Source organism: Vibrio sp. 10N.247.311.13 (assembly GCF_041467595.1).
Taxonomy (GTDB): domain Bacteria; phylum Pseudomonadota; class Gammaproteobacteria; order Enterobacterales; family Vibrionaceae; genus Vibrio; species Vibrio crassostreae_C.
On record NZ_JBFSUX010000140.1, the window covers coordinates 1 to 1,197 of the forward strand.

Genomic DNA, 1,197 nt, shown 5'->3' on the forward strand with positions numbered 1-1,197 from the left:
CCAGGGCGCGAGCACACTTTGTTCAATTTATAACCCAAAGAAGACTCGTGCCCGATAATCATCGTTCCAAGCAGCCTTCTTCAACTTCACTTTTTGGCTTGGTGCACCACATTCGCATTGCTTCAGCATGTTCATCACAAAGCGTCTAAACAACGCTATATTTTCTACAGCACCATCTAGCGTGATCCGTGAGTAATCCTCTTTAAAAACAACATCTAATACGTAATGCTGGCTGTTTTCAATACGCCAATGCTGACGAATGTAGTGGCCTAGCATTTTGTGATTCGGCGACATAGAGCTTATGTAATATGAGGTGTCTACACTTCCTTTTCCGTTGATCACTTGATGCCGCTCCACCGCAATGATGCTTCGTACTGTCGGCCATTTCTCCGCAAGCTCTTTAGGTAACTTAGCCTTTAACTGAAATACATATCTTTCTTCACTGCGGCCATGGTGCTTCTCTTTGATTTCGGTAACTATTTTCTCTTTACCTGCTTCAAAAACAGCTTGAAATTGCTCCACAATAGCCACTCTCAATTTGGGCTGGTTGTTCTTCACTTGAACAACAACGTGAGCCTTTTTCTCTGCAATTTTCTCGAGCGTATCGCGCTGACAATGCAGGGCATCAATGGTGATGACACTGCCTTTTACGTTAATAACATCAAGCATTTGGCGTACAACGTTGATCTCGCCATTTTTGCTCTCAGTCGGCTTTTGACTCAAAACGAGGCCACGTTCAGTGTCGTAGGCGGTAACCAATTGTAACGCTGTTTTTTTGTCATTTCGGTATGAGCCACGCAGCACTTTTCCATCGAATGCGATTATCGGCTTGTGTTGACTAGTGCGTTGCTCGTTAATCCACAGGGCTAATGCCTCTAGCAAAGATTCTGCGACAACTGAACGTAAAATACGGGCTATTGTATGCCGACGTGGAATACCATGTTCAAATGTTCTGTATTTTCTCAGCCAATCTAGTTTGTCTTTCCCAAACAATTCAATATCTTGCCATCCTTCACATCCAGATGCGATGGCGCTAATTACAAGGAACATGACATCGATAAGATCATGCTTCTGATTAATGTCTGACCGAGTGTCTTGGACGACTGATAAGTGTTCGATTAAGTTCAAAATGGCTGTGTGATTGTGGATTTAGCACTATTAGATCATATTTGTTAACAAAGTGCGATCCCGCCCTGC

At 43.4% G+C, this 1,197-nt stretch carries 1 protein-coding gene; it reads right to left on the reverse strand.

Going from position 1 to position 1,197, the window contains the following annotated elements; translation table 11 throughout:
- Positions 1 to 27 precede the first annotated feature (27 nt).
- On the reverse strand, positions 28 to 1,128 hold the full coding sequence (locus AB6E52_RS23055) for an ISAs1 family transposase (protein WP_372189995.1): 1,101 nt from the start codon (positions 1,126 to 1,128) through the stop codon (positions 28 to 30).
- Between the last annotated feature and the right edge of the window lie 69 nt (positions 1,129 to 1,197).